Raw genomic sequence first — 237 nt, 5'->3', positions numbered from 1 at the left:
ACTTTCTCTTTTAGCTGTGCTGTGGCTGCAGCGACGAAGCGCGCTGGCACTTCCTCCATTCCAATCTCGATCAGCAAGTCACGCTTACTCATCTGCGGTCACTCCTTTCTTCAGCATCGGGAAGCCAAGCCGTTCGCGCTCCGCATAATAGGTGTGCGCCACTTCCCGTGAGAGGTTTCGCACCCGAGCGATATATCCTGTTCTCTCCGTGACGCTGATGGCGCCGCGGGCGTCCAG

Annotated in this window: 1 protein-coding gene; it reads right to left on the bottom strand. The window is 57.8% G+C overall.

Going from position 1 to position 237, the window contains the following annotated elements:
• Window positions 1-84 precede the first annotated feature (84 nt).
• Window positions 85-237, bottom strand: a 153-nt coding sequence (locus tag MXD62_RS09625; RefSeq protein WP_308301224.1) for a glycine--tRNA ligase subunit alpha, incomplete at its 5' end; no start/stop codon positions are given.

This window comes from Frankia sp. Mgl5 (genome assembly GCF_023242985.1).
Classification (GTDB): domain Bacteria; phylum Actinomycetota; class Actinomycetes; order Frankiales; family Frankiaceae; genus Parafrankia; species Parafrankia soli.
This window is presented reverse-complemented; position numbering and strand designations above follow the sequence as displayed.